At 48.0% G+C, this 25913-nt stretch carries 23 protein-coding genes and 1 pseudogene; 15 read left to right on the forward strand and 9 right to left on the reverse strand.

The genetic code is table 11. The annotated features are described in order from the left end of the window. Window positions 1-237: 237 nt before the first annotated feature. The 3 genes from F0P94_RS04515 to mutM all read right to left on the reverse strand — a co-directional run bounded on the left by F0P94_RS04515 (window position 238) and on the right by mutM (window position 2890). Entirely contained in the window at window positions 238-600 is a 363-nt protein-coding gene (locus F0P94_RS04515; protein WP_150902622.1) for a hypothetical protein, read from the reverse strand. Between the two features lie 9 nt (window positions 601-609). Continuing rightward, window positions 610-1854 (reverse strand): CHASE domain-containing protein, encoded by a 1245-nt coding sequence (locus F0P94_RS04520; protein WP_150902623.1) that lies wholly within the window; start codon window positions 1852-1854, stop codon window positions 610-612. Between the two features lie 220 nt (window positions 1855-2074). Next, window positions 2075-2890 carry a DNA-formamidopyrimidine glycosylase gene (mutM, locus tag F0P94_RS04525; protein ID WP_150902624.1) on the reverse strand — a complete coding sequence of 272 codons (816 nt, stop codon included), beginning with the start codon at window positions 2888-2890 and terminating at the stop codon, window positions 2075-2077. Window positions 2891-2987: 97 nt separating this feature from the next. Between mutM and F0P94_RS19580 the strand changes: the two genes are divergently transcribed. Beyond that, window positions 2988-3155: a hypothetical protein gene (locus F0P94_RS19580; protein WP_191906914.1), complete on the forward strand. Its 168-nt coding sequence runs from the start codon at window positions 2988-2990 to the stop codon at window positions 3153-3155. A 130-nt stretch (window positions 3156-3285) separates the two neighbouring features. Here F0P94_RS19580 and F0P94_RS04530 read toward each other — a convergent pair. Next, window positions 3286-4068: pseudogene (locus F0P94_RS04530) on the reverse strand (radical SAM protein); the annotation flags it as partial. A gap of 12 nt (window positions 4069-4080) precedes the next feature. After that, complete coding sequence (locus F0P94_RS20015; protein WP_394349661.1) at window positions 4081-4353, reverse strand: hypothetical protein; 273 nt, start codon at window positions 4351-4353, stop codon at window positions 4081-4083. Between the two features lie 314 nt (window positions 4354-4667). Here F0P94_RS20015 and F0P94_RS04535 point away from each other — a divergent pair, with 314 nt between their 5' ends. Further along, window positions 4668-5300, forward strand: coding sequence for a hypothetical protein (locus F0P94_RS04535; protein WP_150902625.1), 633 nt, complete (start codon window positions 4668-4670; stop codon window positions 5298-5300). Window positions 5301-5425: 125 nt separating this feature from the next. Here F0P94_RS04535 and F0P94_RS04540 read toward each other — a convergent pair whose 3' ends face one another. Beyond that, window positions 5426-6496, reverse strand: a complete 1071-nt coding sequence (locus tag F0P94_RS04540) for a hypothetical protein (RefSeq protein WP_150902626.1) — start codon at window positions 6494-6496, stop codon at window positions 5426-5428. Window positions 6497-6711: 215 nt separating this feature from the next. Between F0P94_RS04540 and F0P94_RS04545 the strand changes: the two genes are divergently transcribed. After that, window positions 6712-7122: a hypothetical protein gene (locus F0P94_RS04545; protein ID WP_150902627.1), complete on the forward strand. Its 411-nt coding sequence runs from the start codon at window positions 6712-6714 to the stop codon at window positions 7120-7122. Window positions 7123-7149: 27 nt separating this feature from the next. On the opposite strand, the gene F0P94_RS04550 is transcribed toward F0P94_RS04545, so the two are convergent. Then, window positions 7150-7371: a hypothetical protein gene (locus tag F0P94_RS04550; protein WP_150902628.1), complete on the reverse strand. Its 222-nt coding sequence runs from the start codon at window positions 7369-7371 to the stop codon at window positions 7150-7152. Between the two features lie 47 nt (window positions 7372-7418). Further along, window positions 7419-7679 carry a hypothetical protein gene (locus tag F0P94_RS04555; RefSeq protein ID WP_150902629.1) on the reverse strand — a complete coding sequence of 87 codons (261 nt, stop codon included), beginning with the start codon at window positions 7677-7679 and terminating at the stop codon, window positions 7419-7421. 151 nt (window positions 7680-7830) lie between these two features. Here F0P94_RS04555 and F0P94_RS04560 point away from each other — a divergent pair, with 151 nt between their 5' ends. Both F0P94_RS04560 and F0P94_RS04565 read left to right on the forward strand, forming a co-directional pair. Then, on the forward strand, window positions 7831-8316 hold the full coding sequence (locus F0P94_RS04560; protein ID WP_150902630.1) for a DUF6799 domain-containing protein: 486 nt from the start codon (window positions 7831-7833) through the stop codon (window positions 8314-8316). 135 nt (window positions 8317-8451) lie between these two features. Continuing rightward, window positions 8452-9087: a hypothetical protein gene (locus tag F0P94_RS04565; RefSeq protein ID WP_150902631.1), complete on the forward strand. Its 636-nt coding sequence runs from the start codon at window positions 8452-8454 to the stop codon at window positions 9085-9087. 213 nt (window positions 9088-9300) lie between these two features. Here the strand turns inward: F0P94_RS04565 and F0P94_RS04570 are convergent, their stop codons facing one another. Beyond that, window positions 9301-10764, reverse strand: coding sequence for a TackOD1 domain-containing metal-binding protein (locus F0P94_RS04570; protein ID WP_150902632.1), 1464 nt, complete (start codon window positions 10762-10764; stop codon window positions 9301-9303). Between the two features lie 917 nt (window positions 10765-11681). On the opposite strand from F0P94_RS04570, the gene F0P94_RS04575 reads away from it, so the two are divergent. The 10 genes from F0P94_RS04575 to F0P94_RS04620 all read left to right on the forward strand — a co-directional run bounded on the left by F0P94_RS04575 (window position 11682) and on the right by F0P94_RS04620 (window position 25869). After that, a complete protein-coding gene (locus F0P94_RS04575; protein ID WP_150902633.1) occupies window positions 11682-12470 on the forward strand; it encodes a polysaccharide biosynthesis/export family protein in 789 nt (262 codons plus the stop codon). 11 nt (window positions 12471-12481) lie between these two features. After that, window positions 12482-14878, forward strand: a complete 2397-nt coding sequence (locus F0P94_RS04580; protein WP_150902634.1) for a GumC family protein — start codon at window positions 12482-12484, stop codon at window positions 14876-14878. A 397-nt stretch (window positions 14879-15275) separates the two neighbouring features. Further along, window positions 15276-15779 carry a transcription termination/antitermination protein NusG gene (gene nusG / locus F0P94_RS04585; protein ID WP_150902635.1) on the forward strand — a complete coding sequence of 168 codons (504 nt, stop codon included), beginning with the start codon at window positions 15276-15278 and terminating at the stop codon, window positions 15777-15779. A 113-nt stretch (window positions 15780-15892) separates the two neighbouring features. After that, the gene (locus F0P94_RS04590) at window positions 15893-16978 is read left to right on the forward strand and encodes an NAD-dependent epimerase (protein WP_150902636.1); all 1086 of its coding nucleotides are present in this window, start codon (window positions 15893-15895) and stop codon (window positions 16976-16978) included. Window positions 16979-17132: 154 nt separating this feature from the next. Continuing rightward, the gene (locus F0P94_RS04595) at window positions 17133-18647 is read left to right on the forward strand and encodes a lipopolysaccharide biosynthesis protein (RefSeq protein ID WP_150902637.1); all 1515 of its coding nucleotides are present in this window, start codon (window positions 17133-17135) and stop codon (window positions 18645-18647) included. Further along, window positions 18640-20142: a hypothetical protein gene (locus F0P94_RS04600; protein ID WP_150902638.1), complete on the forward strand. Its 1503-nt coding sequence runs from the start codon at window positions 18640-18642 to the stop codon at window positions 20140-20142. Before F0P94_RS04595 ends, F0P94_RS04600 begins: the two co-directional genes overlap by 8 nt. Before the next feature lie 168 nt (window positions 20143-20310). Beyond that, window positions 20311-21855: a nucleoside/nucleotide kinase family protein gene (locus F0P94_RS04605; RefSeq protein WP_150902639.1), complete on the forward strand. Its 1545-nt coding sequence runs from the start codon at window positions 20311-20313 to the stop codon at window positions 21853-21855. A gap of 306 nt (window positions 21856-22161) precedes the next feature. After that, a complete protein-coding gene (locus tag F0P94_RS04610) occupies window positions 22162-23394 on the forward strand; it encodes an O-antigen ligase family protein (RefSeq protein ID WP_150902640.1) in 1233 nt (410 codons plus the stop codon). After that, entirely contained in the window at window positions 23381-24130 is a 750-nt protein-coding gene (locus F0P94_RS04615; protein ID WP_150902641.1) for a nucleoside/nucleotide kinase family protein, read from the forward strand. Before F0P94_RS04610 ends, F0P94_RS04615 begins: the two co-directional genes overlap by 14 nt. Before the next feature lie 593 nt (window positions 24131-24723). Continuing rightward, a complete protein-coding gene (locus F0P94_RS04620; protein ID WP_150902642.1) occupies window positions 24724-25869 on the forward strand; it encodes a glycosyltransferase family 4 protein in 1146 nt (381 codons plus the stop codon). The last annotated feature ends 44 nt before the right edge of the window (window positions 25870-25913 follow it).

A 25913-nucleotide genomic window follows, 5' to 3' on the forward strand; every position in this document is an offset into this window, starting at 1 on the left:
TATTTACGAAATTATTATCTGCTCAGAATTAACTTCTGAAACCGTTTCTGAGGCTGTCGCCTCACTGAAGTAACAAACTTCAGATCATTTATAGGTCCAAGTTACCGCTTCGCTCAAACCTGAACCTGCGAATAGGAGAATGAAGTAAATCCGTCTCTTTAAAAGAAGGAAAATAACCCAAACCCATAAGTTCTATAGTCCTGAAAATCTTTAAATCCTGGAAATCCTGATTCTGGGTCAGGTAACAGTGCGTCCGAAAACGATCTCCAGACCGGAGCTGAAGTAGAGGGTCATTTTCTGGGTAGTGCCTTCCCCCTCCTGGTCTTCGCGAAAACGGGTGATAATGGCATTCAGGGGTTCCGGAGTATCGTCGAAGAAGTTAAGTTGCGGATTGTAGATAATCTCGTTTTCCCGGAACATTTCCCAGCGGCCCGTGGCGGTATTGCCGTTCCGGGAAACAAAAGTGCCGTCCTGGTTCAGGTCGAGCGTACTGGTGCTGTGGAAAAAGGAATCCGCGCTCTGACCGGTGAACCGCTCAAGCGTTTTCCAGGTTCCAAACAGCTGGCTTGGAGTAAGGCTATTTAAATCTAAATATCTCACAGACGGCGTTTAACCATTTTTTGCTTTTAACCGGGCGTTTTCATCTTTCAGGGCCTGCAATTGCTTTTCCAATTCCAGGTTCCGGAACTTCACTTTAACTTCCAGATCTTCGTAAGAATTTTTCAGGTGTTCGGTGTACAGGTTCAGTTTCTCGTTTTGCGCGGCCAGTTCTTCTGTTCTTTCCGCTACCTTTTTATCCAGGTCGGCATTCAGAGCGCGTAGCTCGGCGGTCATTTTTTCGGCCAGCAGCATGGCTTTCAGGCGGGTATCGGCCAAAGAACGGAGGAGGAAAAAGATCATGAAACTTAATACAATACCCCCAATCAGAATTACCAGGGAAAGATTCCCTTCGTAAGCGTGCCGGAATTTTTCAGTTGCCGTCAGCCGAATGGTCCAGGTATTGCCATATACCGGGAAGGTATTGGTAAAAATAAGGTCGGAATTAGATTCAGCCTTTTCGACGCTGGAGAAAAGCAGATTTTCATGATCGGTAGATTCTTTGTCGAAAAGCTCTATCTCGAAAAGCTCGCGGTAATTCTTTAACTCTGCGTTCCGGAGCCCGCCCATAAAGTTACGGGCAATAAAAGGTGCGAACGTCCAGCCCAGGAATTCTCCTTTCGGCGTGAGGGCGTTTTGGGAGTCGCGGAAAACCGGTACATAGATCAGAAACCCGGGTAATTGCTCCTGGTCCTGCACCAGCTCCACCTTGCCTGAAAGTGCGGGATCATCATGGTCGCGGGCCCGCACCATGGCCTTCCGGCGAATCGGTTCCGAACCCATATCGAAGCCCAGGGCTCTTCGGTTCCGTTTAAAGGGTTCAATAAACCTGATCACAAACAGGTCGGGCGCCTGAGGCGTTTTGCCGAAACCGGCAATATTGAATTCCGGCTGGCTTTCTGCACGGACCTGTTTTAGAAAAGCAGCAGAATCCTGCTTTAAAACCGGAACGGCCAATCCGATGCCGTTTATACCCGGATAGTAAGTATCCAGCTCGAGGGCGGAAACAAACATACCCCACTCCTCCTGCCTTACATCTCCCGAACTTTTCAGGAAAGCCGCACTGGCGATGAGCTCGTCTACGTACGACTGCAAACGGTCCTGGATCTGCCCTTTTATATTGGCGGTGAGGTTATTGAATTCGATCTCCTGCCTTTGCTGGGTCAGCCGGTTGGAATTATACCAGAAATAGCCGGTATTCAGCAGGCCTGCCAGTAAAACCAAATATGGAAGTGCGTTGTAGATCTTTTCTTTCATGCAAAGGGGCAACGGTTAACTTTGATACTTGCGTTTTGTTTTTCTTTCCGGCTGCAAAACTAAAGCAAAGCTAAACGTTCTGCAGGCTTCACCCTATTTTATGTTCAGGTTCTAAGCTGGCTTTCCTTTAAACGAATTAAAAGCCTGTTTCTGTTTTTGACTTGTTTCAGATTTATATCAGCCGTTTCCTTTAAAGTTAAGCAATTCGGCCAACATAAACCTACTTTACCTGGCAGCTGGGGCAAAAGTAGGTAGCCCGGCCGCCAACGGTGGTTTTTAAAATTTCGGTCTGGCACCGGTAGCAGTGTTTGTGGGTATTCTCTTCCGGATGCGGGGAAGTGTCCCATTCGCGGGCGTGGATCAGAAAAGTAGCCGGAAGTTCGCGGTAAACGGCTTCCTTGTCGATAGCAGTTTTTAGCACTTCCTGCATAGCGTTTACCAGGTTTTGCAATTGCGAAGAAGTTAGTTCTCCCGCTATTGTTTCCGGATGGATCCCGGCCTGATACAGGATCTCATCGACGAGCCAGTTGCCGATACCAGCCAAAAGCTTTTGATCGAGCAAAACAGGTTTGATCGGGCTTTTCCGTTTCTGCAAACCCTTCTGCAATACATCGGCGGAAATTTCCAGCGCATCGGGGCCGAGGGCTTTGGCTTTTATATAAGCTTCTTCGCTATCCCATAAACCGATCCGGCCGAATTTCCGGGAATCTACAAAGGCCAGTTTAAAGCCGCTGTCGAAGTAAAAAGTGGCTCTTTCAAAACGCGGGGCATCTTCCGGGATACGGTAGTAATGCAGATCGCCGGTCATGCCAAAATGCAGGCTGATCACTTTTCCGTTGTCTAAGGCTACGAGTAAATGTTTTCCGATGCGGGTGGTACTGACCATTTGCCGGCCCATAATTTCTTCGTGGAGTTCTTCGGGCGGAAGAGCAAGCTGACGTTTCGGATCTTCGGTGGTAAAACCGTTAATTTTCTGATGCAGACTGGTTTGTTCCAGGTAACGGCGCAAGGTTTCTACTTCCGGCAGTTCAGGCATTTTTTTCGTTGTTCGTTGTTCGTTGCTCGTATTACAGTGATTGAATGGTATACGAATTTCATTGCCAGCTGCTATCCGTCAGCTAAAACAGACGACAATGAATTTTCTGCAAATCAGGCTTTATTTAACGATTTACACTTTCCATTTATTTGGGAAAGCTCAGGCTGAAGTAACTGATTTTACGCAAGGAGGAGAAAAGTCCCCCTTTGGAGGGGGTAGGGGGAGGAAAGGGGATTTATCTGATTATTTTTTTAAAATCATGTAACGTAAAATCCTCCCCCTACCCCCTCCAAAGGGGGACCTCAAAAAGCTTGCGTAACGGCAGTAAAGTAATTCAACTGAAACTCAAATATATTGAGCATACACGACCAACGAACAACGAAATTTCCTTCCATTTAAAACAGCCCCAGTTGCTTGCCGGTCATTTTGCAGAAGTGCGAATAGTTGTAGGGTTTAATTTTGCGGCCGCTCAGGTACTTCTTTTTGCTTATTCTGAACAGGTTGGCAATGTTGGCGGCAAAATTTCCTTCGCCTATAATGCGGGTTCCGAAACAGCTGTCGTTCAGTTTGCCGCCGTGGCAATGTGCAATCTGGTACAGCACTTTATCGGCCCGGTCGGGATAAGCTTTGCGCACCCAGTCTTCAAATATTTTCCCGATGCTGCCGTTCAGGCGCACAATGGTATAAGCCGCGTTGCTGGCACCGGCTTCGGAAGCGGCTTTCATTAATTCCGGAATTTCGAAATCGTTTAAAGCCGGAATAATGGGGGCCAGCATTATGTTAACCGGAATACCGGCGTCGGATAGTTGTTTCACCACTTCCAGGCGTTTTTTCCCGGATACAGTCCTTGGTTCCAGTTTCTGGCGTAGCTTTTCGTTCAGGGTGGTTATGGAAATGCTTACGTGCACCAGGTCCAAGTCATTCAGTTTTTTCAGCAGGTCGAGGTCGCGGAGAATCAGAGAATTTTTGGTGATCAGGCTTACCGGATGCCGATAGCGCAACAGTACTTCCAGGAGTTTGCGGGTAATCTGTTTTTTGGCTTCAATGGGCTGGTAGCAATCTGTATTTCCGGCTAGCATAATGGGTTTTGGTTCCCATTTGGGACTTTCCAGTTGTTTAGCGAGCACCAGCGGGGCATTTTCTTTTATAATGATCTTGCTTTCGAAATCGAGGCCGGCACCGTAGCCCCATTACTCGTGGGTGTTGCGGGCAAAGCAGTATACACAACCGTGCTCACAGCCCTGGTACGGGTTCATGGAATAGCCTGCACCCAGGTCCGGGCTGTCTATTTTGTTTACTATTTTTTTCGGCAGTTCTACGAAATACTCCATTTTGGGCGCTTCGGCCAGCCAAGGTTCATCCAAGCCTGCCATATGCTCGGTAACGTATTCGTGTTTCTGAAATTTATTGGCAGGATTAAATTGCGCCCCTCTACCCTTCCAAAGTTCATCCTTTTTTTCCATGCTTAAAGTTAAGAATTTGCTAATTTTTTAACCATTTTCCAGCCAATATTTTTAGTTAAATTATCAAAAACGAATAACAGCCGACTAAAGCCAGCATTTTACTAATAAAATTAGTCATTCTATACATTACCAGGTGTACCAAGGTTCAATCCCTGATGAATTTTCCGGGCAAAAACACAACCCTCCCCTCATAATCAATTGTCAATTAAGTGTTTGCATCCGGAAAAACAAGGATTCACATTGATAATACAGGAAATACTTAAGGTCCGCATTCCCGTACTAAGAGGGTATGTTTTTACTTAATCCTAACTACTATGAAAAAGAAATGGATCTCAGCGTTTGCAGCCGGTTTAATATTTGTTTCCGTAGGCCTGACCAGTTGCGGCACCGACCAAAGCGGCGGCCAAAGGTATGATGCTCCCGGAACAGGCTCATCAAGCGACATGAACACTGCCAATACACCAGGTAAATCAGGAACAACCAGTGGCGCTACGGGCAACAATCCGTCCGGCGGCACTACGGGAGGTTCTACAACTGGCTCTACCTCCGGTTCTACGGGCGGAAGCACAACCGGAGGTTCTACTACAAGTGGAGGTTCCACTACCAGCGGCGGAACCACTAATGGAGGTTCTACTGGCGGCACTACTTCTGGTGGAGGAACAACTTCAGGGGGAGGAACTACCTCTGGCGGCACAACCACCGGCAGCACTACCGGCACTACCTCCACTCCTACTACCACCGGAACAACTTCTGGTACTACTACTGGTGGCACTACCTCAGGTACAACTACAGGAACAACCGGAGGAACTACAACAGGCGCTACAAGCGGAACGACATCCGGCGGCACTTCAGGAGGAACTACTTCCGGAACAACAACCGGGGGCACAAACTCCAGTACAACCGGGGGAACCACTTCCGGCACAACGTCAGGAAATACAACCTATTAATTTTAACTGAACCCTATATAGAAGTTTTCTTTACCTTAGCTATTTCATTGTAAAAATAAAGCAGAAAAGCCGCCGCCTGTAAAAGGCGGCGGCTTTTCTGCTTTATTTCAGATACTGTTTTGGTTTTAAAGATTGCGTTCAGCGCCCGGGTTCCGGACATCGCCGGTCAATGGATCGTAGTAACGGTTTCTGGGGCCGGGTTCTCCGTAAAAACCATCGTAGCCAACGCTCAGCGAGCCGGCGGTATTGCCATATTCCATATCCGTACCCAGTTGGCTATCTTGGTCGTTGCCGGAGCCTTGCCGGAAACCGCGCTGATGGGAACCATAATACTGGTAAGGCGGATAATTCTGATGCGTGCGTAAATTTAGTTCTTCCGAAATACTACCGCCGGTAGTGTTGCCGTATTCGCCGCGGTTGTACTGGCTTAAAGCCGAATCGTAGATCTCGTAACGGGCATCGTCGGAGCTTCTGTCGGTTGCCCGGTTTCCGGAAACACCTGAACGTCCGGAAGGAAGCCAACCGCGGGTTGTATCGGCCCCCTGAGAGCCGTAGCGGGTAGTTCCGTCGTAGGTTTCTTTCTCGCCTTCGGCAAAGCTGTTGCGGTCGCGGTAGGCGCCGTAGATGCGATGCTGGGGCTGATAGCTCCGGTCATGATGGCCGCTGGTCCAGGGATCGTTGCTGGTATTGTGGCCGCCGCGGCTGGATCCGTAACCTTGCGCCCCGCCATAGCTGCCCATGGAGCCGGCATTGCGCGAAGCCCCGTAAGTGCCCCCGGTGCCGTAGTCGCTCTGGTCGCGGCCGTAGTCGCCGCCGGTGCGGGAACTTCCGGCGTGGCCGTAGCCGTAATCTTCGCCAAAATTCCGGTCGTTCAGTTGGCGGTAACCCGCATCTGTTCTTTCGGTGTCTAACCGGTAGGCGCCCCGGAAATCGTCGTACTGGTTGCGGCTGCGCTCCGGCTGATCGTAGTCGAAATTGTAATCCTGGTTGCGGCGGTTCTCCGGATTCAGGCCATAGCCGGAGCCGAAATTATCTTCGCGGTTCTGGTTATGCTCCCGGCTGTTATCCGGCCGGCTAAAGCGCGGATCCCGCTCGTTACCGTAATGATGGTATTGCTGAATATTGCTATTTCCTCGTTGCGACTGGTTCAGATCTTCCCAATCGTTGTTTTCGCTATATGAAGGATGACGGTACATAATCTTCTGGTTTAAGGTAAAACAATGGAACAATTTCTTATAAACGGATCCGGATAAAACCGGTTGGTTTACCTCCGGATTTATTCAGATCAAAAACGCGGGTTTATAGCAAAAACAAGATTTTACATAATCTTTATCTTGAAAAGATTTAAAATCAATATATTATGGTTATACTTGGTAAAAGCAGGCTTCATTTCACCTAACCGTTTTTAAATATGTTGCATAAAACCATTTCCCCGCATTTTGAAAACGAATGCTGCAGCATAGAACATCACCCGGATGCTGGCTGTGTAATGATGACCTGGAAAGGCTTACTCCCCAGCCAGGCGTTCCGCGAGATCTACATGCAGGCCCTTTCGCTGTTCCGGATGCATGGTTACTCGAAGCTTTTAACGGACGCCCGACGCATGAAAACCATTGGCAGCGCCGATGCGGAATGGGTAATTTCCTACTGGATGCCCAGCGCCATTGCGGCCGGTTTCCGCTTTAATGCTATTGTAGAATCCGATTATATTTTCAACCAGGATTCGCTCAACAACATCATCGAAAAAACCGATCCTTTACTGGTTACCTTCAAGTATTTCAAAGACCCGGAAACTGCCTTGTTCTGGCTTAAAAGCTGCTGACCATTTCCGGCAGGCAACCGGCAGGCTTTATTTGGTTCGTAAATTATTGGCATTGCTGCCGTCCAGCTTACGGGTATCTTCTTCTTTCTTGGCCGCTACATTCCCTTCTTCAATATTTCCTTCGGGCTCGGTATCCAGGTTATCGGTTTTCATGCCTTCTACCGGTTCCGGATTATCATCAGGCAAGCGCTTGCTTTCGTCGGAATTCGTGATCTTGTCTTTTTCGAAAGGTTTTTCCGGTTCGTTCATATTGCTGGCTTTTTAAGGTGAAAGGATAGCGTTTTCAGCGCGATTTATTAATCGTTTTCGTTGTTGGCGTCGCCATCGTTGGTATCGCGGTCTTCCAGGCTCCGACTGGGGTTAGCCGCCCGGGTACCATCGAAATTTTCATCGGAAGTTGGCGAACCGCCGCGGCGCACGCCGGTTGGGCTGATATCCGGGGGCGTTGCTTCGCCGGAGGTTTCCTGGTTGGCGATCCGGATGGCTTCCTGACGCTGAAATTCAGCATCCTGCTCTTCGGGCGTTAGTGGCCGCTGGTCTTGATATTCAGAATTCATAGCAGTTTGGTTAGTGTAAGAATTTCTCCTGCTAATACTCTTGTTTACCGTTTTATGTTTTGCCTTACCGGAATATGATCCCTGAAAAGCAACATTTTCTGTGTTAATGCGGTAAAGCAGAAAACGATTACAAAATTCTAACCTAATTACTATGAAAAATTTAGTTTCTGTTTTAGCAGGTTTCCTGTTCGTATTTTTAGCCTGCACCAGCACCCAGGCCCAATCTACTTCCGGAACCGGCACTGAAGTTACCCGGAAATCCAAAGCCAAAGGGGAAATGTCCGGCACTACCACCATGCCCTCCAATGCCATGCGCGAAGGCGTTATGATGGAAGGCGACAAAATTTTAATAACCCGCAACGGCCAGACCACCATCATGACCAAGGATACTACTTTTGCAAACGGAACCATGATCATGAGCAACGGTATGGTTAAAATGGCCGACGGCACCACCATGAACATGAAAAACGGCGACCGCATGGACATGAACGGCAACATGATGCAAGGCCGGATGAGCCAGGAGAACCACGAAGGTCACGACCACATGCGCACTAAAACTGAAAAAGACGGCGACGTGAAAATGAAATCGGACACCGAAAAACTGAAAATAGAAAAAGGAAAAAAGAAAAAAGGGTAACGGAAAGTTACCCCCTGAACAACTTCTTAAAAGCTGCTCCCATTTACCTTGGGAGTAGCTTTTTTGCTTTAAAAGCCTAAGTTTTTCAGGGTTTAACCAGTATATTTGTTTTCCTGAAAACAGTAGCCTTTCTGCATGAAAAACCTGAAACCGAACGAACGCGAACTTATAAAGCTTACCAATTTCTTTAAGAAAAGGGCCGAAAAATTAATTCAGGAAGGGCAACTGAACGAACAGGAACAGCAGGTTACCGAGGCCTGCGAAAACCTGGCCAACAGCCTGTATGCCCATGCCGCCAACCGCGAAGCGGTACTGGAAAAGCGCAAAAAACTAAGCGAGATCGTTAAAGACCAGGCCGTTTGCCCGAAATGCAACAAAAGTACGCACCTGAAACTGAACGGCGTGGCGTTAAGCGAACAAGGCTGGCGCTCGAACAAATACAAGTGCCGCCGCTGCAACATTACCTTTACCTGGAACCGGCCGAACAACCCCTGGGATCTGGTACCTTACCTCCGCCAGGTGATTGCCGAAATGGACGTAACCGCCCACAACGAGCAACTGCCGTCCCAAACCCGCGAACATGCCGCTTATAACCGCGACATGATGCAGGAAAACCTGGCGAAGCTGGAACCGGTCCTGCAAACGTCTGACGAAGAACTGGCGGAAATGGAACAGCGCGAAAAGGAAATGGCAAAGCTTATCCACGAGTTTAAGAATTACCTGCTCATCGAGAAAATTAAAATGGATAACTGGAAAGAACCGGAAGCATAATCCGCAAGCAAATATTCCAGCAATAAAAAGGCCCCGCTCTGCGGGGCCTTTTTGGGTTTAAGGAGGAGAAAACCCGTAAAATTTCATTTCAGGAATTAAGTAGCAAGCGTAAAATAACTGCATAGCCTGCAAGGAAATACAATCATAAAAAATACTGAATTATAGATTTTTATTTGTCCAGGTACTTATATCCAGATACCAATATCCTTTTACTTACTTTGCCAAAAGGGAAGCTAAGAATGCTTCGGCGCTAAAACCATTTCGCTGAATTTCCTTCACGATCATCTTTACTTTTTTTGCCGTTACGGCCAGGTTAAACCTCAGCAATCTTTCAATATCCTGCCGGAAACCGGTTATGATCTGAATGGCGTCTACTTTCTGGGTATTAGGCAATAGAATAAGCAGGGCATGGTGGGTGTAAGACAAGCTCAGAAAATTGGACGGCGCCAGATTCGGTTTTATTTCATCGGCCACTTCCTTCAGTAATCTTACCACCCGGTTCCCCAGCCGGTTACGGTCGGCGGCCGAGAGCTGCAGCTGCAGAATACCGATGGTCCCCGGAAAAGCGCCACTCCGGTACCGTTCCATTTCGTGTTCCAGAAAAAGCGAAAAGGAATCCTGCGAAATTACACCCGGGGCCATTACGCCGGCCTGTTGTTCGTCGCCGCTCCGGTTCAGGGCCGCCGTGGCGCCGGCTGCCGTAAGCTTAAGCGCCGCCACATCGAAACTGACTAAATGCTCCGGCTCCGATTCGGTATGGCAACTGTTGCAAAAAGCTTTGATTTCCGGGTCCCGGGTCTGGTGGCGGCAAATGTGGCAGGTTTGAATTTCCGAAGGTTTGCTATAATCTACGCTTACTTTCATGACGGCAGCCTCGCTGTTTTGCTTGAACAGGGTATTCTTTTCCGGCACGCCGTTCTCCGAAACGGTAGCCGCCTGGCTTGCGTGCAAAAAGGGATTATGACTGGCGAACAGAAGGGTTTTGCAATGGGGGCAGATATCGCGGAGACTAAATGAATCACTGAAACACTCGGGGCACAACTGTAGCCGGGAAATAAAATCAGGATCGAAAAAACCTTTTTTCACGCCTTCGTTCACCGCTTCCATAACCTGCTCAAATTGGTGGCTTTTGCAGCTTACTGTTAGGATCGGAAAACTGTAGCCGATAACCGAATCGGGATCGGGAACCGGTATCAGGCTTGCCTTCCTCGAAGCCAGGTACCGGATAGCTTTCATGAGCAGTGGCTTTTCGTTTTCTGAACCGTGGGCTGCTTTCAATATTTCCCGGTTGCGTTGCAGGAGCTGTTCCATTAAATTGCTGATGCCGGCCAGCTGCACCGCCGGAATTACCCCGTCTACCAATTGCCGGATCATTTCCTTTTGCGGCGCGGCTGCGGCAAGCAGGAAAACAGGTTTTAAATAAAGCAATTCGGAAAAAGAACCCCTTAACTCGAAAAGAAACCGTTCACAAGCAACCGGTTCGCAATAATCCAGGATGAGGGCATCGTATTCGGTGGTTGCTGCAGCGGTCAGTCCTTCGAATTGGTTTATATAAAGGATGGTTTTTCCTTTTCCATCGGGCAGCAGGTGGCCTAGGAGACGGGCAGCCGGGCGGCTTACTGAAAAATCAGGCGAAGCAATTTGCTCGGAAAAGGCATTAAACTTGGGTTTATTCATACAGATAAGCTTTAGAAACTAGCAATTGGGAAATAACTGCCGTTACAGCCTGCTAAAATTCCTGCTGCTTTTCTTTACTCTTCAGCTTTTAGAGGCACCACAGCACACATTCATGATCAACTCCGGCCGGCACTAACTTTTTTTAACCGGCAATCAGGCTCTTTCAGGGCAAAATTTCCCTGTTCGGCTTTTTTGGCCGGAAACAGTAGCGTTTTTACCTGAAAGACAGGGAATAAACTCGGAGAAGCAGGAATAGCGCGTGATCGTTTTAAAATGCAGCACCCTTGGGGCTGATTTCTTCAGCTTTTAACCTGGCAGGTCAGATCTGTACAGCATCTGCTTTTTCCGGTGGGGTTGAGCTGTTTTCCTTTAAACTATCCGTTTTTACGAAAAAGGCGCAAATGGTTGAACTTTAATTAGAATTATTATGAAATAAATTAACAAAATAGTGCAAATTAAAGGTGAATGCCAAAAATCGGAAAGGAAGGGTAAGAACTTCATTGTCAGTTTAAGGCCGTTGACAAACAGGGAGAGAATTTGAAATTTCTTCCTTTTTTAATTTACTTTAGCGTATGTGTTTTCAAAAAATATGCTACTTAGCTCATTGGTTAAGCACTCGTAAAAATTACCTAGCTTTATACCTATAGGCTGCTTTATAGCTTAATTTCCTTAAAACACAACATCAAAGCCTTACTCCGCCAGATTCATATATTTCAATTCTCCGGCCTGCTTCCAGGGTAATATTACTTTAACCTTTAAAAACCGTTTCCCCACTACTTAAAGCTCCTGTCCGGGTAACTATGCCTACCCCCAACCGTATTGGAATAAACAACTAATTATTTGTAATATTCAAATTTTATAATAAATAGAATTGCTTATTATAAGTACTTATTTACCACTCTAAACCTTCCGTTTGTATGAAACCGTACCGCTTCGCTGTATATGTATTAATAAGTGCCTACGTGCTTTTTCTATCGGCATGCGGCAGCTCCCGGAAAGCCATTTATTTCAGCCAGAACGGCAAAAGCGAGTTTCCGGCTGCTACCCAGAGTTTAGAGCCGGTAATTCAACCCAACGATCTGTTAAGCATTACGGTAACCAGCCTCAATCCGCAGGCCTCCGAAGTTTTCAACTCCCTTAATGCCACGGCTGACCGGCCTTCTACAGCCACCGCTACCACCTCACAAGCCACCGGCTATCTGGTAGATACGGAAGGCAACATTAAACTCCCTTATTTAGGCGAAATAAAAGCTGCCGGCTTAACTAAAAAAGCCTTGCAGGACGGCATCCGGAACGAGATTCTCCGCCGCAAATTACTCCTGGACCCGATCGTGGACATTCGCTACCTGAACTACAAGGTTTCAGTATTGGGCGAAGTGGCGCGGCCGTCGGTCCTGACTATTCCCAACGAAAAAATAACCTTCCTGGAAGCTTTAGGCCTGGCCGGCGACTTAACGATCTTCGCCAACCGCGACAATGTTTTGCTCATCCGGGAAGAAAATGGAAAGAAAATGCTCCACCGGATAGATCTGACTTCCAACGAGCTTTTCACTTCCCCATATTATTATCTCAAATCGAACGACATTATTTATGTAGAACCAAATAAGGCCAAGATCAGCAACGCCAGCGGCGCCCGCACCTGGTTGCCGGTCATTCTCAGCGCCTTGTCTTTAGCCGTTGTCAGTATCGATCTTTTCACCCGATAATCCCTAAAGCTATGCTTCAAGTCAATAAAGATATTCCTAATTCAGAGGAGAGCATGTTCTCTTCGTTAATGTTCCGGTTTCTGCCCTACTGGCCGCTTTTTGCCGGTTTGCTGGTAGTTTCCTTATTCGGAGCATGGGGTTACCTCCGTTATCTGTCCGTGCCTACCTACGAAGTTTCCGCCTCCCTGCTTATAAAGGACGAAAAGAAAGGCATAAATGACCCGCGCATGATGGAAGCGATAGATGCTTTTGCTTCCAGTAAACTGGTGGACAACGAAATTAAAGTGATCCAGTCGCGCGGCCTGATGAACAAGGTGGTGGACACGCTCATGCTGTATGCCCAGGTATTTGAAGAAGATCAGTTCAGATCCATCCCGGCGTATGCCTCTTCTCCCGTTATTATAAAAGTGAAGAACCCGGAAAGAATCAGCGAAGTGCCCCAGGTGTATTTCACGTTTAACGAAGGCACTCATAAAATTAAATTTCAGGAAAAAGAATACCCGCTCGATGAATGGGTACGGACCCCTTACGGCATTATGTTGTTCCAGCGGAACGAAAAACAAAGTGCAGCGCCAATAGGACCTTTGTATTTTTCCCTGATCCCGACCCGCCAAGTTACCGATGGACTGCTGGCCAATCTGAAGATAGAACCTGCCAACAAGCTTTCTACCGTTATAAATATTACGCTCGAAGATCCCGTTCCACAACGCGGCGAGGCCATTCTGAACAACCTTATTTACGCTTACGACCAAGCTGCCCTGAACGAACGGAATACCCTGGCTGCTAACACCATGGCTTTTATTGAGGACCGGATAAAACTGATAGAAAAAGACCTGGAAAACGTAGAGGAAAAAGTGCAGCAATACAAATCGTCGCAAGGCGTGGTAAACCTGGGTGAGCAAAGCAAATTGTACCTGCAGAGCGTAGGCGAAAACGACCGCAAAATTGCAGACATCAACATTCAGCTGGCGGTATTGCAGAAAGTAGAGAATTACGTGATCTCCAAGAATAAAGCAACAGGCATTGTACCTTCTACCCTGGGAGTGAACGACCCGGTACTTGAGCAGCTGCTGCAGAAACTCTACAATGCCGAGACTCAGTACAATAACTTAAAGAACACCACGGCCGAAAACAATCCCATTCTGCTTGCTTTAGCCGATGAAATACAAAAAGTGCGGCCCGGCATTCTGGAAAACATCCGGAACCAGCGCGATAATTTAATTGCCAGTCGGGCTCACCTGGCAACCACCAACAGCTCCTTTAACGTTGCCCTGCAGGCCATTCCGAAAAAGGAAAAAGAATTACTGGAAATAAGCCGGCAGCAGGCCATTAAAAATAACGCGTACAGCTTCCTGCTGCAGAAACGGGAAGAAACCGCCCTTTCGCACGCCCCTTCCGCCGGCGACAGCCGCGTGGTGGACCTGGCCGAATCTTCTATTTTGCCGGTAAGCCCGAAAGCGTTTGCGGTTTATTTAATGGCGGTAATGGCGGCCCTTGGTTTCGGGGTGAGTATTATAGTTGGCAAAGAGCAACTTACCGGAAAAATTCTATTCCGAACCGATATTGAAGAACGCACGAACGTACCGATTGTAATTGAACTTTCCGAAGTAAAACGCCAGAAAGAGACCTTGTTTGCCGAACCGGAAGAAGTTTGCGTTATTGAGCAGTTCCGGCAAATGCGGGCTACCATGGGTTTGTTTGGGCGATCGTTCAACCGGAAAAAGATCATGATCACTTCCAGCGTGGCCGGCGAAGGTAAAAGCTTTGTGAGTACCAACCTGGCTTACAGCCTGGCTACCTCCGGGAAAAAAGTAGTGCTGCTCGACTTCGACTTACGCAACCCGAATACCTCGCTCATGTTCGATCTCTTTAAGCAAAACGGCATTATTGAGTACCTGAACGACGAAGTACGGCTGGAAACTATAATCCGGGAGACCAGTTTCAAGAACCTGAGCGTGGTACCGGCCGGCATGGACATTGGCGATCATACCGAGTTGCTCCTCAACGGCAAGCTCGACGAGCTGTTCGAAGGCCTGGAAAAACAATTCGATTACATTCTGGTAGATACGCCGCCGGTGGAACTGGTTTCGGATGCCTATCTGCTCTCCGAATATTGCGACGCGAACCTCTTTATTATGCGGCATGGCTATACGCCTAAAACGAAAATAAAACGCCTGAACCAGAATCCGCGCCTCAGGGCCATGAATAACCTGGGCATTGTATTTACCGCCGTAAAATCGAGGGGCTTTATTAAGGGCGATGGCTACGGTTATGGCTACGGCTACGAAGGCCGCTACCGCGAGAAAGGTTTCAAAACCCAGGATACCCAGGCAAAATCGCAACTCGCTTTTTTCAGCCAGAAACTCCTGCCCAAATTCAAATTATTCCGGGAACGGATCGACGGCTGAAATGAAAGATTTAAACGCTAAGGAATATGCATTAAAAAGTATTCACAGGCGCATCAGCCTTTTATTTACATTAGAATAATTCAATTTACATAAACATACTGCAAGTTGTACGGTTCTTATATAAACGCCTGTACGAAAGCAGCCAGACGGATCTAAAATGGTAGGTTTTCGGGTTAAAAAAGTAAAGACAACCTGCTGATTTAAAAATAAATTCAGACGCTCCTCCAAAAAGAACTTCTGCAAAGCTGGTTTAATACCCGGCTTATAAATAAAATGCTAAAGTGCTTTTAAATACACCTCCCTGAAATATAGCGCAATTTTTCTCCCGGTTACGCCCTGTGACTGAGGTCGGCGAAGCCTTATCCTTTCACCAAGCTCTTCAACAAAACAAAAAATTATGGACTCGAAATGGTATGCTGTTTACACCAAACCCCGCTGGGAAAAAAAAGTGGCCGAAGAGCTAACCTTTCAGGGGTTTACCAATTACTGCCCCCTGCACCGGGTTACCCGCCAGTGGAGCGACCGGAAAAAAACAATTGAAGAGCCTTTGTTCACCTCCTATGTATTTGTAAAAGTAACGGAAAAGCAACTCGGCGAACTTCGGAAAGTAAACGGCATCCTGAACCTGGTTCATTGGCTGGGCCGACCGGCCGTTATTCCCGAAGCGGAGATCAACGCGATCCGGCAGTTCTTAAACGAACATCGCAACGTAAAACTGGAGAAAACCGCCCTTCAGGTAAACGATACCATTAAAGTTACCCAGGGCACTTTCCAGGAAAAAGAAGGTACGGTAGTGGCCATAAAAAACCACACGGTTAAAGTTGCCCTTCCTTCGCTAGGCTTCACGCTTTACGTTGAAACCGACCTCGACTCCATCGAAAAGATAACTGAAAAGTGCTGAAATAACCTTCCCCGTTTTTACCCCGGTCTGCAGCAAGTCCATTTGCAAGCAGCAACCATGGGTTTACCGAATGCCCCTTCCTGTTTTTGTCCTGCACCTTTAAATCTTACAATATGAAAGTATTAGTTACCGGAACAGCCGGTTTTGTAGGTTTTTTCTTAGCCGAACAATTGCTCCGCCGCGGCGACGAAGTGGTAGGCGTAGACAACATCAATGACTATTACGATCAGCGGCTGAAATTCGACCGCTTGGCCGAAAGCGGTATCCGGGAGCACTTAATTGCCTGGAACAAAGAAGTTAAAAGCATTCGCCACCCGGGTTACCGCTTCATCCGCATGAACCTGGAAGACAAAAACGAATTAATGGCCCTATGCGCCCGCGAACAGTTCGATGTAATTGTACATTTAGCCGCCCAGGCCGGCGTGCGTTATTCCATTACCAACCCAGATGCCTATGCCCAATCCAATTTAATAGGTTTTCTGAACATTCTGGAAGCCAGCCGGCATAATAAAATAAAACACCTGGTTTATGCCAGCTCCTCGAGCGTTTACGGCATGAACGAAGAAATGCCGTTCTCGGTAAAACACAATGTAGAACACCCGGTTTCGCTTTACGCGGCCAGCAAAAAAGCCAATGAGCTTATGGCGCACACCTACAGCCACTTATACCGCATCCCTACTTCCGGGCTCCGCTTCTTTACCGTTTATGGTCCCTGGGGCCGGCCGGATATGGCGTATTTCCTGTTTGCCGAAGCCATCCGGAAAAACAAGCCGATCCAGGTATTCAATCACGGTAAAATGAAAAGGGATTTTACTTACATCGACGATATTATTCAGGGAATTATAAACGTAATGGACAGCCCGGCACAACCTTGCCAGGATTGGGATCCTAAAAAACCGGATCCTTCCCGCTCCTCCGCGCCTTACTGCATTTACAACATCGGCAACAACAATCCGGTAGAACTGCTTGGCTTTATTCAGGAAATTGAAAAGAATATGGGTAAGGAAGCCATTCTGGAAATGAAAGAAATTCAGGACGGCGATGTAATTGCTACCTGGGCCAACGTAGACGACCTGATCAACAACTTCAACTACCGCCCGGAAACCCCCATTCAAACCGGCCTGAAGAAATTCACCGACTGGTACAACAATTACTATTCCACCGAAAAAAGCCAGTCCAGAAAAGCCGAACGGGTTTAGGCCTTCGCAAAAGCACCTATCCTTTCGATCCTCTAAAAATTCTATATGCTACCCTGTTCGTTTGGGTTTCAGCAAATGCATTAGCTGAGTTACCTGTGGCTGTTTACCGCCAGGGTTTTAAAGCAAAAAAATACCTATTCGTTATCCCAACTTTATGACAAAGGAAAAAAAACTTACCGACCGCACGCTTGCCGGCTTTCTCTGGACGATAACCGGCAGCGGCATTCAGGTTTCCCTTAAAATTGGGGTGCTTGCCATTATGGCCCGGTTAATTAGTCCGAAGGAATTCGGGGTGGTAGGTATGGCGGTCATTGCCATTGAGTTTTCCAAAATGTTCACCCAGATGGGCGTAGGCCCGGCCATTGTGCAGCGGAAAGAACTGGAAGACCGCCACCTGGCAACCGGCTTTACCATGTCCTTACTGATGGGTTTATGCTTTGCCACCACCTTATTTTTAGGTGCCCCTATGCTGGCAACTTTCTTTCGCATGGAAGGCCTGCAGGAAGTACTCAGAACCGTTTCCCTGATCTTTCTGATCGATTCCTTCACCCTCGTGGGCCAGGCCCTTTTGCAACGCGCAATGAAATTTAAGGTAATTGCCGGCATCGATGTCGCTTCTTATGCGATTGGTTACGGGATCGTTGGGATCACCTTAGGGTATTTAGGCTACGGAAAATGGGCCTTAGTTACAGCTTTGCTATCCCAATCCTTGCTTCATGCTATCCTGGTAGTAATCATTCAGCCTTACCCAAAAACGCCAAAACTGGACCGCAATGCTTTTAAGGAACTGCTTCATTTTGGCGGTGGCTTCACCCTGGCCCGTATCGGGAACTACATTGCCCTGCAGGGCGATAACCTGGTGATCGGCCGCATGCTGGGCGCCGCTGCCCTCGGTATCTACGGCCGCGCTTACCAGTTCATGGTAATGCCTGCCGCCCTGTTTGGTACCGCGCTGGATCAATCGCTTTTTCCGGCCATGGCCAAAGTGCAGGACGACAAGCAACGATTGGGCAAAGCTTTCCTGACCGGGGTCGGCTTTATTGCCCTGGCCGGCATTCCGTTAAGCGTGCTCCTGGTCTTTTTAGCGCCGGAAATCGTGCTGGTGCTGCTCGGGCCAAAATGGGTTGGAGTTACCCTGCCGTTTCAGATCCTGGCCAGCGGCCTGCTTTTCCGGATGAGCTACAAAATGAGCGATACCCTGGTTCGGGCCACCGGTGCCGTTTATAAAAGGGCCTGGCGGCAGCTGATCTATGGCGTAATGGTAGTTCTGGGCTCGTATATCGGGCAGTTCTGGGGTCTTTACGGCGTGGCCTGGGGCGTAGCAATTGCGCTGATCGTCAACTTCCTGCTCATGGCCCAGCTCAGCGTGCAGCTTACCGACGTCCGTTGGTCCGATATTGCCAAAGCCCACTACCATGGACTATTGCTGGGAGCTACTACCGGCATGACAACCCTAATTCTGCTTACGCTGTGCCGCGAAAATATAGATTCCGCCCTGGCCGTTTTACTGATAACCGGTATAGGAGCCGGCGCTCAGATTCTGCTTTCTACCTATTTCTTCCCCGGCATTTTCATGCGGCCCGATCAGCAGGAATTAGTTCAAAAACTGATCCTGAAACGCTTTAAACCGGCTTCCACCCCTAAAACAACCAACCCTACCCATGGATAAGGAAGTAAACATCCAGGTCCCTGCGCTTTCGCTGGTTGAAAACCTGTTGCTTGCGTTTCACAAACAAGGCATCCGGTATTGCCACTGGAAAGGGAACGAACACGTGGGCGCCTCCATGATCGGGGACAGCGACTTGGATATACTGTTTGACATAAACCAGAAACCAGCATTGGAGGCTCTCCTGGCTGATCTGGGTTTTAAGAAATTCAATGTCATTCGCCAGAAACAAATGAAGGATGTGGTGGATTATATCGGCCTGGATACCCCTTCGGGCAGGATCGTGCACGTGCATTCATATTTCAGGTTAACAGTGGGAAAACTATTTCTGAAATCGTACCAGATAAACCTGGAGGAAAAATTTCTGAATACCCGGATCTACAACGAGCAATTTGGCATTTACTGTTCGGAGCCAACTCTGGAACTGCTGCTCTTATGTTTCAGCGAAGCCCTGAGCCTCCGCCACCGCGACGTTGCTAAAATTTACCTATCCGGCAAAATAAATTATACCGGGAAAACCCAGCGGGAATACACCTGGCTGAAAAAGAGAACCACAGATGCTAAAATCAAGGCTGTTCTCCAGGAACTGCTCACCGATTTCCGCCCCGTTTATGATTTGGTAACCGGCGAATTCAACCGCTTGCAAATGCGAAAACTGGCGCACCTGCTAAGAAAAGAATTCAGAAACAACCATTTATATAAACCCGGAATAGCCCTGATGCGCCGCTGGTACCACGAAGCCACGGTAATTCTTGCCCGGAAGTTGGCTCAGCGGTTTCCTTACCCGTTTTCTACCCAGCGCATTAACCCCAGGGGAGGCGTTGTTGTTGCGATTAACGGGAAAAACTGCTACGAAAAAACCAGGATCCTGGAAGACCTGAAACACACCTTCCGGCAAAAACTGGATGTGTATACTTTATCCGTACGCCATGGAAAGATAAGACCAGATTGGGAAAAAGAAATCCGCGGCATCATCGGAAAAATGGTAGCATCGGCACCAGAAAAACCGCAATACCAAGTCTATAAAAAGAACTTTACGGTGCTGCAAATGACCCAGGTCCAGAGCTTAAAAAAAAACCTGAAGGCCTGGCTTCTGCACCAAAAAAAGATCCGCAACCTTCGCTACATTTTAAAAGCCAGGCAAAAAGGAATGTTTGTCATTTGTGAGCATTTCCCCCGTACGGACAATGCTGAAGCTGCTATTTCCAACAACGGCAGAGACCAGTTAACCAAAGCTGGTTTAAGTATAAAAAAACAACTCTTTGCCTTGGCCCAGCACAATCCGCCCGATATCCTGATCGAGCTGGTTGACGAACCTTTATTAAAAGAAACCATGCTTCCGGGTGGGAACTCGCATGAGCTGGTAGTGGAAAAGATCTCGGAAAAAGGGAAAGTAAACAGCCGGAACAATACCAAAACCATCATAATCGACTTAAACCAGCCGCTGGCCAAAACCCTTTCAAAAATTAAGAAGGAGATATGGAATGCCTGCCCCTGATCCGGATGCCTTACTATTCCGGTAGCTGTCTATGAAATCTGCATCAGCTGGCAGTCATCCTTTAAACTGATAAAGACCTGTCAACATTTACCTCTCGACTCCCCGGCAATATTCAACTGGCCATGCGCTGACTTATTAAAGAAAACATCGATCTAAACCGTTACCAAAATGCAAGATTTAGCTGCCAAACCGCTGGATGATACTGTAGCCAAACCGGTTACCAAACTGAACCTGATCGCCGGTCTGCTTGATGTTTTCCATAAGCAGAACATCCTGTATTGTCACTGGAAAAGCAACGAACATTTAGATGCCTCCATGACCGGAGACACCGATTTGGATGTGTTGTTCGACATAAAGCAGAAAGGCAAACTTCTGCAGCACTTGCACACCCTTGGTTTCAAGAAATTCGATTCCATTAAGGAAAAACAATACCACGACATAGAAGACTATATCGGCCTGGACATTCCCTCCGGAAAAGTGGTGCACCTGCACGCGCATTTCCGCATGACCATGGGCGAAACCTACCTGAAAGGCTACCAATTGGCCCTGGAAGACAAAATTCTAAAAAGCCGGGTTTACGACGAAACGTTTGGCATTTACACTTCCTCCCCCGCCTTCGAACTGATCCTGCTTTACTTCCGCGAAGCCTTAAAATTACGCAACCGCGAAGCCCTGAAAATGAGCCTACTGAACCGGGTGAATTATTCCGAAAACGTAATGAAGGAATACCGCTGGCTGAAGGAGCGTGTTACCGATTCCCAGATCGAAACCATTCTGAAAAGCTTGTTCAATAACTACCGGCCCATATACAACCTGGTAACCGGAAGATTCAACCGGAAAGAGCTACAAAAATTAGCCCTCCTGATAAAAAAGGAATTCAAAAAGTACCGCCTGTATTCCCCTGCCGAAGCTACTTTAACCCGCTGGTACCGCGAAGCAACCGTACTTTTTTCCCGTAAGCTGGCCACATTATTAAACCGCCCCATCATGTCGCAACGCATTAACCCGCGCGGCGGCCTCACCATTGCGGTGGTAGGCGCCGACGGATCCGGAAAATCTACCGTTACCGCCGATCTGCAAAACACTTTCCGCACCAAGCTGGATGTGTACCGCGTGTACCTGGGCCGCGGCGACGGCAAAATTTCTTTAGCCCGGAAAGTACTATTGGGCGCCCGAAAAATGGTAGGTCCTGAGCCGAAAAAAGGAACCGCTAAAAAAGGAAATAGGAATTCCGGAAATAAGCAAAAAGGATTACTGGCCAATGTTTACAAATGCATCGAAGCCATGCTGGTAGCCAATGAAAAAAGCCGAAATCTGGAACGCATGCAGCAAGCCAAGCAAAAAGGCATGCTCGTGATCTGTGACCGTTTCCCGCAAAACCAGATCATGGGCTACAACGATGGTCCGCTTTTAAACCACCTGGCGAAATCTTCAAATCCGGTTTTCCGGGCCATTTCCGATCTGGAAGCAAAGGTGTATAAAAAGGCTGAAAATAATCCCCCGGACCTGGTGATAAAACTGATTGCCGAAGCCGAAGTGGTGGAAGCCCGCAAACCCGGCGAAACCAGTCTGGAAATGCTGGAAGCCAAAATTGCCGGCATCAAGGCCCTGCAGTTTAAAGACAGCTGTCAGGTAATAACCATCGACGCTTCGCAACCCCTGGGAACGGTACTGGCAACGGTAAAAAAAGCCATCTGGAATAACTACCGCTAATCTGGTTTAATCATTGGCCTTCCAGCCTTTTGAAGTTCCACTTTGGAAGCAGGGCCGCTTCATGCTCACGTTCGCTGGTTCAAGTTTGAGCGAAGCGGGAACTTGGACCTACAAATATTCTGAAGTTTGTAAATCAGTGAGGCGACAGCCTCAAAAGGGCTGTTTCTACAATGACGAACAGGTAAATGCCCCCTCTAGCTCTCCTGAAGGGGAGAATTTATCAGAATTAAATCCCCCCTTCAAACGGGGACTTTCCTCCTGCTTGTGAAATGTCAGTTAATCACGCTCTAACCTTTCAGCTGGCTTATGAATCAATCTAAAATTACGGTATACCGCACGGCACTTGCACTGTTCATCGTGGCCAACGTGCTGGAGTTATTTATACCCCGCATGGACGAAGGAAATTACTTTGTCCGGATGCCGATTCAGCTCATAAACGGTGGCCTGTTGGTGCTCATGTGGGCCACGCTGCTAAACAACCGCAACCATTGGACCCCGGTTACCAAAATTACGCTGGTCGTTATCCTGATGATACTTGTGTACACGGCCGGTTACCTGATGAACAACCAGATGGAAGTGAGCGCTTACGCCGCGTACATCCGGTTCCTGCTCTGGACCACCTCGCTCATTTTCTTTTATGAAATGATGCTGAAGTACGGCATAGACAACAAACTGATGTGCATTTACATCCTTACGTTTGTGGCCGGCGTAGCCAAAAAACTCTTCGAAACGCCGGTAACGGAACTGGACAACCTAGGCGCGGGAGACACAGCCGCCTTGCCCCTGCTTTTCATTACCCCTATTATTCTGGTTTGCTTCAGCGACAAAACCAAGATGCTCATCTTATCGGTAGTAGCGGTACTGATCCTTATTTCGCTCCGCCGCACGGTAATTTTGGGTTTTGCCATCAGCTTTCCTTTCATCTACAAATACATCAGCGCCAAGCTTAAAACGCACCACCTGGTTTTACTCAGTTTTGCGTTTATGCTCGCCATTTATTTTGCCTGGGGTTATATAGGCGAAGCGCTGATTTTCCGGTTTGAAAACCTGCTGGTAGGCGACGGCGGCGGGGCCAAAGATTCCTACGGTTCCGGCCGGAGCGAATTCTACATGATCGTGCTCAACGGCTGGTTCAACTCCGACCTTCCGGCTATGATCTACGGCCACGGCCTGATCGATATTGCCGAACTGCTTTCCCGGACCTACGGCATTACCCACGCTCATAACGACATTCTGGAAATAGGCTACACCTTCGGCTTTATCGGCATTGGCGTTTGGTTTACCTTTCTGGGCCGCCTTTGGGGGCTCCGGAACGAAATGCGCCGCTACGTTCCCGAAAATACGAACCTGTTCTACGTCGCTTTTATTTCTTACCTGATCATTGGTCTGGCTTCCGGCTGCATTTTGCGCATTACTACCATGCCCCTGGCATTTTCCATCGCCATTCTGGTATACCAGGTGCAAACGGCCAAGTATGCAAAAGCTGTGCAGCCGGAAACCGATGCTCAAATTAAATCTGAAGATTATGTTCCGGTTTAAAACAAAAGAAACTGACACCAGGGCCCGCAAGGATGATATTTTCCACCATGCCGGCGCCATTGTAGTAGAATGTGTCGGCCCACCGGGTTCCGGCAAAACTACCAACTGCAAATCTTTCTCCGGCCTGCTAAAAAAGAAAAACCTGAACGTATGCTTGTCCGATGATCTGAAAGCCTATATCCGGAAAATGAGCAAAGCCAGGAAACTGCTTTTACTTGCCGAAACCTTAGTTTTAAGAGGTCATTTACTACTGTTTTACACGGCGGCGCTGGCCTTTAATAAGATCTACAGCTTCGATTCCATTTACCGCTACTTGCGGCTTTCCATTTTCAACCAGGCGCTCCAAAAGTTTATAAAAAACAAAGAAGTCGATATTGTATTACTGGATCAGTGGATCATTCAGGAGCTGTGGTCGGCTACCATATTTAAGCTACCAACTTACACCAAAGTTAAAGACCATCTGAAGCCCTTTTATTTCAAAACCGACTTTGTGCTGTACTTCGATATAGCTGCCGAAACGGCTTCCGAAAGGATCAGCAACCGCGCTACCCGGCTCAGCCGCTTCGATCTGATGGGACCCGATAAAAGACTGGAAGAATTACTGAAATACAACGGCTACCTTTTTGAGCTTTACCAGAATTCAGGCTGCAAGCAAAAGCACCTGTTTACCACCGACCAGATCCCGGATCAGAACGCCGAAAAGTTCTTTCAGCACCTGAAGAAGTTCACCAAATAAGCATCAAATCTTTTCTAAGCTGCTCATATTTTAAAGAACCAACTTTAAGCTGAACTTCAGCCGGAAACAGTTCCCGATACGGTAGGATTTTCTGCCAAAAACTAGTGCTCGACCGAATTAATTATTAGCATTTGCTTGACGGGATTTGTAATCCCGTCTTAACCGAGCCGTGGGATTTGTAATCCCACACGCTTAAAATTAATTCGGCTGAGCACCAGTCCCGCTACCTAAGAGCTGGTTCAGGTTTGAGCGAAGCGGGAACCTGGACCTACAAATGATCTGAAGTTTTCAACTTCAGTGAGGCGTCAGCCTCAGAAAGGGCAGTTTCTACAAGAATCAACCGGTACTTAACAACCCTATGTATGCTCAAGGGGATAGTCATTAGCCAGAATAAAACACCCCTGCTACCTGCAAACTAAAAATGCCGACTTTTTAACCAGCATTTCCTACCAATTTATCCCGGATAATCTCCGATAAAAAGGCAGGAAAGCTGATTCCCCACTTAAGAATTCTGATTTCCTTTTTCCTTCTATAAATACCCTCCGGCCAAAAGCCGGAGCACTTCCATTCCGAATTACCAAAAGCATATAAGCATGAAAAGTATTTGCATTTTATCCAGTCTTTACCCGAATGCCGTTTACCCGGCCGGCCAGGTTTTTGTGCAGCAGTTTGTGTGGGCCATGGCCGATCTGGGAATTGAATGCACCGTAATTTCGCCGGTGGCCGTGAACCTGAATCCGATGGTAGCGAGGTTACCGAATTGCGTTACCGAAACCACTACCAACGGCGCCAAGGTGAAGGTTTATTTTCCGAAGTTTATCTCGTTTGGGCAACGGAATTTACTGGGGGTAAAAACCGCGCGGTTCACCACCGAATCTTTTTACGATGCCATTCACAACGTCTGGAAAAAGCTGAACCCAAGACCGGAAGTCATTTACGGGCATTTCCTCACGCCGGCCGGTATTTGCGCCAGCCGCATCAGCCGCAAATATAACGTACCTTCTTTTGCCGCCTACGGCGAAAGTTCCCCCTGGTCGATCTTCAATTACGGCGAAGAAAAAATGAAAACCGAGATCGGCAATCTGAACGGGATCGTAGCGGTTTCGAGCGCCAGTCAGCAGGATTTGGAAAAGGTAAATGTGTTCCCGATCACCAAAGTGCGCGTGTTCCCGAACGGTATCCGCCTGAACCATTTTTACCCGCGCGACAAAACCCTGGCCCGGGCAAAATTCGGCTTCGATCAGGACAGCTTCATTGTTTCTTTCCTGGGTCAGTTTTGCGAAAGAAAAGGCGTATTGCGCGTAGCCGAAGCGGTGAAAGGTTTAGAGAACGTAAAAGTGGCTTTTGCCGGCGACGGGTTTCAGCAGCCCAACGTGGCCAATTGCGCCTACAAAGGTCTGGTGAAACCCGCCGATGTCCCGGATTTCCTGAGCGCTTCGGACGTGTTTGTATTACCGACCCTGGGCGAAGGCTGCTGCAACGCCATTCTAGAAGCTATGGCTTGTGGCCTACCCGTAATTTCTTCCAACCTGCCCTTCAACGCCGACATTCTGAACTACGAAAATGCCATTCTGGTAGACCCGAACAATGTGCAGGAAATCAGAAGCGCCATTATAAAAATGCGCGACAATCCGGAAAAAAGCAAAACCATGGGCGAAGCATCGCTCAGCATGGCCCGGAACCTGACCATCGAATCGCGGGCAAAGAATATTTACGACTGGATCAGGGAAATGGCCTGAGGGTACGGTTTACTCCTCCAATCCTGATCCATCATCCGCACCAT

This window comes from Adhaeribacter soli (assembly GCF_008727925.1).
Classification (GTDB): Bacteria; Bacteroidota; Bacteroidia; order Cytophagales; family Hymenobacteraceae; genus Adhaeribacter_A; species Adhaeribacter_A soli.

Excerpts from the sequence above, each read along its gene's own strand:
- F0P94_RS20015 (WP_394349661.1), bottom strand. The coding sequence starts at position 4,353 with ATGGAAAAAAAGGATGAACTTTGGAAGGGTAGAGGGGCGCAATTTAAT.
- F0P94_RS04610 (WP_150902640.1), top strand. The coding sequence starts at position 22,162 with ATGAATCAATCTAAAATTACGGTATACCGCACGGCACTTGCACTGTTC.
- F0P94_RS04590 (WP_150902636.1), top strand. The coding sequence starts at position 15,893 with ATGAAAGTATTAGTTACCGGAACAGCCGGTTTTGTAGGTTTTTTCTTA.
- F0P94_RS04520 (WP_150902623.1), bottom strand. The coding sequence starts at position 1,854 with ATGAAAGAAAAGATCTACAACGCACTTCCATATTTGGTTTTACTGGCA.
- F0P94_RS04550 (WP_150902628.1), bottom strand. The coding sequence starts at position 7,371 with ATGAACGAACCGGAAAAACCTTTCGAAAAAGACAAGATCACGAATTCC.
- F0P94_RS04565 (WP_150902631.1), top strand. The coding sequence starts at position 8,452 with ATGAAAAACCTGAAACCGAACGAACGCGAACTTATAAAGCTTACCAAT.
- F0P94_RS04595 (WP_150902637.1), top strand. The coding sequence starts at position 17,133 with ATGACAAAGGAAAAAAAACTTACCGACCGCACGCTTGCCGGCTTTCTC.
- F0P94_RS04620 (WP_150902642.1), top strand. The coding sequence starts at position 24,724 with ATGAAAAGTATTTGCATTTTATCCAGTCTTTACCCGAATGCCGTTTAC.
- F0P94_RS19580 (WP_191906914.1), top strand. The coding sequence starts at position 2,988 with ATGAATTTTCTGCAAATCAGGCTTTATTTAACGATTTACACTTTCCAT.
- nusG (WP_150902635.1), top strand. The coding sequence starts at position 15,276 with ATGGACTCGAAATGGTATGCTGTTTACACCAAACCCCGCTGGGAAAAA.
- mutM (WP_150902624.1), bottom strand. The coding sequence starts at position 2,890 with ATGCCTGAACTGCCGGAAGTAGAAACCTTGCGCCGTTACCTGGAACAA.
- F0P94_RS04560 (WP_150902630.1), top strand. The coding sequence starts at position 7,831 with ATGAAAAATTTAGTTTCTGTTTTAGCAGGTTTCCTGTTCGTATTTTTA.
- F0P94_RS04545 (WP_150902627.1), top strand. The coding sequence starts at position 6,712 with ATGTTGCATAAAACCATTTCCCCGCATTTTGAAAACGAATGCTGCAGC.
- F0P94_RS04540 (WP_150902626.1), bottom strand. The coding sequence starts at position 6,496 with ATGTACCGTCATCCTTCATATAGCGAAAACAACGATTGGGAAGATCTG.
- F0P94_RS04555 (WP_150902629.1), bottom strand. The coding sequence starts at position 7,679 with ATGAATTCTGAATATCAAGACCAGCGGCCACTAACGCCCGAAGAGCAG.
- F0P94_RS04570 (WP_150902632.1), bottom strand. The coding sequence starts at position 10,764 with ATGAATAAACCCAAGTTTAATGCCTTTTCCGAGCAAATTGCTTCGCCT.
- F0P94_RS04580 (WP_150902634.1), top strand. The coding sequence starts at position 12,482 with ATGCTTCAAGTCAATAAAGATATTCCTAATTCAGAGGAGAGCATGTTC.
- F0P94_RS04615 (WP_150902641.1), top strand. The coding sequence starts at position 23,381 with ATGTTCCGGTTTAAAACAAAAGAAACTGACACCAGGGCCCGCAAGGAT.
- F0P94_RS04575 (WP_150902633.1), top strand. The coding sequence starts at position 11,682 with ATGAAACCGTACCGCTTCGCTGTATATGTATTAATAAGTGCCTACGTG.
- F0P94_RS04600 (WP_150902638.1), top strand. The coding sequence starts at position 18,640 with ATGGATAAGGAAGTAAACATCCAGGTCCCTGCGCTTTCGCTGGTTGAA.
- F0P94_RS04535 (WP_150902625.1), top strand. The coding sequence starts at position 4,668 with ATGAAAAAGAAATGGATCTCAGCGTTTGCAGCCGGTTTAATATTTGTT.
- F0P94_RS04605 (WP_150902639.1), top strand. The coding sequence starts at position 20,311 with ATGCAAGATTTAGCTGCCAAACCGCTGGATGATACTGTAGCCAAACCG.